Annotated in this window: 3 protein-coding genes; 1 reads left to right on the top strand and 2 read right to left on the bottom strand. The window is 72.9% G+C overall.

Features of this window, described 5'->3' with window-relative positions:
- Nucleotides 1–659: DUF459 domain-containing protein (locus tag C1A33_RS18920; RefSeq protein WP_243407713.1), on the top strand; the 659-nt coding region annotated here is incomplete at its 5' end.
- Nucleotides 660–683: 24 nt separating this feature from the next.
- On the opposite strand, the gene C1A33_RS18915 is transcribed toward C1A33_RS18920, so the two are convergent.
- Together C1A33_RS18915 and C1A33_RS18910 are read right to left on the bottom strand one after the other, a co-directional pair.
- On the bottom strand, nucleotides 684–1,034 hold the full coding sequence (locus C1A33_RS18915; protein ID WP_243407712.1) for a hypothetical protein: 351 nt from the start codon (nucleotides 1,032–1,034) through the stop codon (nucleotides 684–686).
- A 119-nt stretch (nucleotides 1,035–1,153) separates the two neighbouring features.
- A complete protein-coding gene (locus tag C1A33_RS18910) occupies nucleotides 1,154–5,113 on the bottom strand; it encodes an ABC transporter ATP-binding protein (RefSeq protein ID WP_480014562.1) in 3,960 nt (1,319 codons plus the stop codon).
- Nucleotides 5,114–5,757: the final 644 nt, after the last annotated feature.

Here is a 5,757-nt window from a genome sequence, read left to right as displayed (position 1 = left end):
GTCCCACCCCACGTCCGCACGAGCACCTCGTTGCGGTGCTCGCGGATCACCGCAACGAGGTGCTCGTGCGGACGTGGGGTGGGACGGCGCCCTGCGACTGGTTGACGGACATCCGTGACCAGGTCCGGCGCTGGCGGCCGACCGTGGTGGCGCTCGCGTTCTCCGGCAACCAGGGCACGGCCTGCATGCAGGGGCGCGATCTGATCACCGCCTACCGGCAGGACGTCACCGAGGCGGTGCGGCTGCTGACGGACTACGGGGCTGATGTGATCCTCGTCGAAGCGCCGCCGCGTCGCGACCAGGAGGTCGACGCCGCCGGCCTGACGCCGCTGGACCGGGTGTGGCGGGAGATCGCGGCGTCCTGGCCGCGCACCCGGGTCGCCCCCGCCGGCCGGGCGGTCACCACCGCGACCGGCCATTTCACGCCCATGCTGCCCTGCGTCGCCGGGGAGACCTGCGGGCCCGGCGGTCAGGTGACGGTCCGCAGCCCGGACGGCGTCCACTTCTGCCCGAAGGTCGAGCCGCCGATGGTGGCGTGCCCGGTCGTCGCCGCCGGCGCCGTCCGGTACGGCACCGCGATCGCCCGCGCCGCCCTGGCCCTCGCCACCGGCAAGGATCCTCGCCCCACCGCCGGCGACTCACCGCACCCGGCGGCCTGACCCACACTCAGGCGACACGGCCACTCAGGCGACGCGGCCGACGCGGCGACGGGCGGTGGCGACCCGGCGGCCGGTGACGGAGCGGCGGTGCACGCCGAGCTCGTCGCGCCAGGACAGGTAGGTCCGGTCGGGCATGCCGAGCAGGGAAAGCCGGTCGGCGAGGTCGGCGGCGAAGGCCTCCACGTCCTCGGGGTGGTGGACGCGCAGTTCCAGGCGGTTCTCGTCCACGAAGGCGATGCCGGCCCGCTGCCACAGACTGGCGTCGAGCAGGTCGGCGAGTTCCTCGGGGCTGGCGAGATCACGAGGAAGCTCCGGCCAGGCGATGTCGAGCACGAGGACGTCGGTCGGCAGGTCGGTCGGCAGGTCGGTCGGCATGATGTCCCTCCCTCTCGAACCTCTCGGCCGCGGTCGGCGCTTCTCGGCGCGACGCCGATGCCGACCGTCCCATGGTCGCTCCCCCTGGGCACTGTCTCCCCCGGCATGCGGAGGTCGAATCATGCCATCGCGGAATGGCCCGCGCCGGTGATCCCCGGCGCGCCCTCGGCGGTGAACACCGCCCACAGCCGCGCGTAGACGCCACCTGCCTGAACGAGTTCGTCGTGGGTGCCCTGCTCGGCGATCCGCCCGTCCGCCATGACCACGACCCGGTCGGCGCGGGCGGCGGTGGTGAGCCGGTGGGCGATGACGACGGTGGTCCGCCGGGTGGCGAGCGCCTCGGCGGCGGCGGTGACGGCGGCCTCGGTGGCGAGGTCGAGGGCCGCGGTCGCCTCGTCGAACAGCAGGATGTCCGGGTCGGCGAGCTCGGCGCGGGCGAGGGCGAGCAGTTGGCGCTGGCCGGCGGACAGGCCACGTCCCCGTTCGCCGACGGGATGGTCGTAGCCGTCGGGCAGGGTGGCGATGAACGTGTCGGCGCCGACGGCGCGGGCGGCCTCGCGGACCTGGTCGTCGGTGGCGTCCGGACGGGCGTAGGCGATGGCGTCGCGGACCGTCCCGGAGAAGACGAACGGCTCCTGCGGCACGACACCGAGCCGGCGCCGGTAGGAGGAGAGATCGAACTCCCGCACGTCGACCCCGTCGATCCGGATCGCCCCGCCGGTGACGTCGTAGTAGCGGGCTATCAGCTTGAGCACGCTCGACTTTCCGGCGCCCGTCTCCCCGACGAACGCGACCGTCTCTCCAGGGGCGATGCGCAGGCTGACACCGTCCACCGCGTTCGTCGGGGCGAGCCTGGTGCGGGTCTCGCCGTCGGAGCGGCTGGCGAGGGTGTAGGCGAAGCGAACGTCGTCGAGCACGATCTCGCCGCTCAGCCGGCCCTCGACCGGACGGGGATACTCCGCCGGCGGGGTGGACGTCGGGGTGCGTAGCAGGTCGGACAGCCGGCGCAGGCCGACCATCGCCTGCTGGTAGCCGTCGAAGACCTGGGACAGCTGCTGGACGGGCGAGAAGAACAGGTTGACGTACAGCATGAACGCGAGCAGCCCACCGGCGGTGAGCGAGCCGCGGACGACGAGATGCGCGCCGACGCCGAGCACGAGCGCGAGCGCGATCCGGGACAGGAACTCGACGAACGGGAAGTACGACGCGATCATCCGCTGGGCGCGGGCGCGCGACCGTCGGTAGGCGTCGGCGAGCTCGCGGAACCGTTGCTGGTTGACGTCCTCGCGGCCGAACGCCTGCGCGACGCGCAGCCCCGTCAGGTTCTCCTGCAGCGACGCGTTGACCGCGCTGACCCGTTCCCGTGCCTCGGTGTAGGCCGCGGACGAGCGAGCCCGGAACACGATGGTCGCCACGATCAGCACCGGCAGGACGGCCATCACGACGAGCGCGAGTTCGATGTCGAGGATCAGCAGCGCGATCATGACCCCGAAGAACGACAGCAGGCTGACGATCGCCGTGGTCAGGCCGGTCTGCAGGAACGTGGACAGGGCGTCGACGTCGGTCGTCATCCTGGTCATGATCCGGCCGGCCAGCTCGCGTTCGTAGTAGTCGAGGCCGAGCCGCTGGAGCTGGGCGAACGTCTTGACCCGCAGGACGTAGAGCAGCCGCTCGCCCATCCGGCCCGTGACCCGGGTCTGCCAGATCTGCACGACCCAGTCGGCGAGGGTGATGGCGAGGGCGACGCCGGCGGTGGCGAACAGCACGTCCCGCGCGCCGGCGCTCACGCCCGCGTCGACGGCGTGGCGCACCAGCGCCGGCAGCGCGAGCCCCGCGACCGTGTCGAGGGCGACGAGCAGCAGGCCGACGACGAGCGGGACACGAACCCAGCGCAGCAGCCGGGCGAGCGTGAACCCCGGATCGGGCTCCGCCGCGGCCGCCTGGTCGATCCTCGGGTCGTCCTCGGCCGGCGGCAGCGCGTCGACCCGGGCGAGCAGCTCCGGCGTCGGCGGGAGATCCCCGAACGCCCCACCGCCGTTCATCGCCCGCGCCGCGAACCCGCGTCCCGGCGGCCCACCGTCAAATCCCTGCCTCGGCGTTCCGCCACCGATTCCCTGTGCCGCAGTTGTGCCACCGAACCCGGATCCGCTGGGCCCGCGCCCGCCAGACCCGGCCACGCCTGTGCCCCGTCCCACGATTCCCGCCGCGTCCGCGCCGGTGTCCTGACGGCCGCCGTTGGCCTTCTCCGTCGTGCTGCCTGTCGATGTGGATGTCCCGTCCCCGGCGTGCGGCTTGGCGTCCGCCGGCTGGGACGGTTGGAGCGGCGCCGGGCCGGACTGGTCCGCGGTGTCGTCGGGGTCCTCGGCGAGGGTGTCACCGGGGCCGGCGAGCAGGCGGCGGAACAGGGGGCTGCGCTCGGCGAGCTCGTCCTCGGTGCCGAGGTCGACGATGCGGCCGGCGTCGAGGACGGCGATCCGGTCGGCGAGGTGCAGGGTGGAGCGCCGGTGCGCGATGAGCAGCGTCGTGCGCCCGCGCATCACCTCGCGCAGAGTGTTATGGATCTCGGCCTCGATGCGGGCGTCGACGGCGGAGGTCGCGTCGTCGAGGATCAGCACCCGCGGGTCGGTGAGCAGGGCGCGGGCGAGCGCGACCCGCTGGCGCTGGCCGCCGGAGAGGGTGAGGCCCTGCTCGCCGACGACGGTGTCGTAGCCGTTCGGCAGGGCGGTGATGAAGCCGTCGGCCTGGGCGGCGCGGGCGGCGGCGACGATCTGCTCGTCGGTGGCGTCGGGGCGCCCGTAGGCGATGTTGGCGCGCACGGAGTCGGAGAACAGGAAGCTGTCCTCGAACACGACGCCGAGCTGGGCGCGCACCGAGGCGATCGTCAGCGTGCGGACGTCATGGCCGTCGAGGCGGACGGCGCCGGCCTGCGGGTCGTAGAACCGGGGAAGCAGCTGGGAGATCGTCGACTTGCCGGAGCCGGACGTGCCGACGAGCGCGACCGTCTCCCCCGGCTCGACGCGCAGGCTGATGTCCCGCAGCACCGGCTGCCCCGGCCGGTAGCCGAACGTGACGCCGTCCAGCTCGACGAGCCCGCGGACGTCGTCCGGGTGCAGGGTGGTGGCGTCCGGCGCGTCCGTGATCGTCGAGCGGGAGTCGATGATCTCGAAGATGCGGACCGTGCTGGCCTTGGCCTGCTGGCCGACGGTGAGCAGTCCCGCGAGGGTGCGGGTCGGGCCGATGAGGGCGCCGAGGTAGGTGCTGAACGCGAGGAACGTGCCGAGGGTGATCCGGTCGGTGAGGGCGAGCCAACCGCCGAGCGCCAGCACCGCGACCTGCCCGAGCGCCGGCACCGCCTGCATGGCCGCGGCGAACCGGCTGGTGATCCACACAGCCCGCATCCGCAGCGCGAACAGCCACCGGGCATGCGCGGCGATCCGGTCGAGCTCCCGCGACTCCTGCCCGAAGCCCTTGACCACCCGGACCCCGGCGACCGCCTCCTCGACGGCCCCCGCGACCTCACCCGCCTGCTGCTGCGCCGCCCAGGTCGCCGGAAAGACCGTGCTGCGCGACCGATACCCCAGCACGTACAGCGCGGGTCCCATGGCGAGCGCGATGAGCGTCAGCATCGGCGACAGCCACGCCATCGCGACTATGGACGCGACGAACAGCACCAGGTTCCCGGTGATCATCGGCAGGTAGGAGAGCAGCCCCTGGACCGCGCCGACGTCGGAGATCGCCCGACTGACGACCTGCCCCGTCGAGACCTGATCCTGCCGGGCCCCGTCGAGTCCCTCGATCGTGGCGAACACCTGGTCGCGTAGGTCGTACTGGACGTCGAGGGAGAGCACACCGCCGAAGTACCGCCGCACGAACGCCAACCCGAAGATCGCGAACGCCGAGGCGATCAGCACGATCAGATACGGCGTCAGCGAGTGCCGATGAGCGACGACGACGTTGTCGATCACCTGCCGCTCGACCAACGGCACCGCCGCCGTGACCAAAGTGCCGAGCAACGCGGCCCCGAACGCGAGGATCACGTTGCGCCGGTACACCATCACCGACCGCCCGATCCGCCGCACCCATCCCACGGACGCGTCCACCGAGACCGAGCCCGTCACCGCCGACTCCGTCGCGGTAGCCGGCGCCGACTCGGCGGACGGCGCCGTCTCGGCTGCTGCGGCCGTTTCGGTTGCCGCTGCCGGCCGGGATGGCGAGGGGAGTCCGCTGCGCGATCGAGGGTCGGGGACAGGACGGTCCGAGTCCGGATACCGGGTGTCGAATGACGAGGTGTCAGGATGCGGAGCGGCGGGATGGGCGGAGTGCGACACCTCGCCGTCCAGGCGGGGCGTCTCGGCTGAGGACGCTTCGGTGCTCGCGGTGAACCTCCAGGTCAACGGGATCCAACGACGCCATACCCGGCCGGGGCCGGTACAGCGATTCGACCGAGCCAGCACGCCGGCCGGTCGGCTCGGCTGACCGACTCGGCTGAGCCGGGTTCGGCACCGCTCACGGGGTACGCGCGACCGGTGCTCCGCCGGCCCGGCCTGTCCAAGACCCCACGCCAGGCGGGACGACCCACGCCCACCGCCCGGCGGCGGCACCCACGCACTCCCCCGCAACCGACGCTACGTCGCCCGACCCCCGGATGCGGCTCGCTATGTCTACCAACCAAACACCCCCCGAGCCGCCCGCATGCCCAAACCACTCCGACCCCGGACCACAC

Origin of the sequence: Frankia canadensis (assembly GCF_900197875.1) — a bacterium.
Lineage (GTDB): Bacteria > Actinomycetota > Actinomycetes > Frankiales > Frankiaceae > Frankia > Frankia canadensis.
The sequence above is the reverse complement of the archived record's forward strand: the minus strand, read 5'-3'. Positions and strand labels throughout refer to the sequence as shown.

Bases quoted from the DNA above. Each gene is read 5' to 3' on its own strand.
- C1A33_RS18915 (WP_243407712.1), bottom strand. From the start codon at position 1,034: ATGCCGACCGACCTGCCGACCGACCTGCCGACCGACGTCCTCGTGCTC.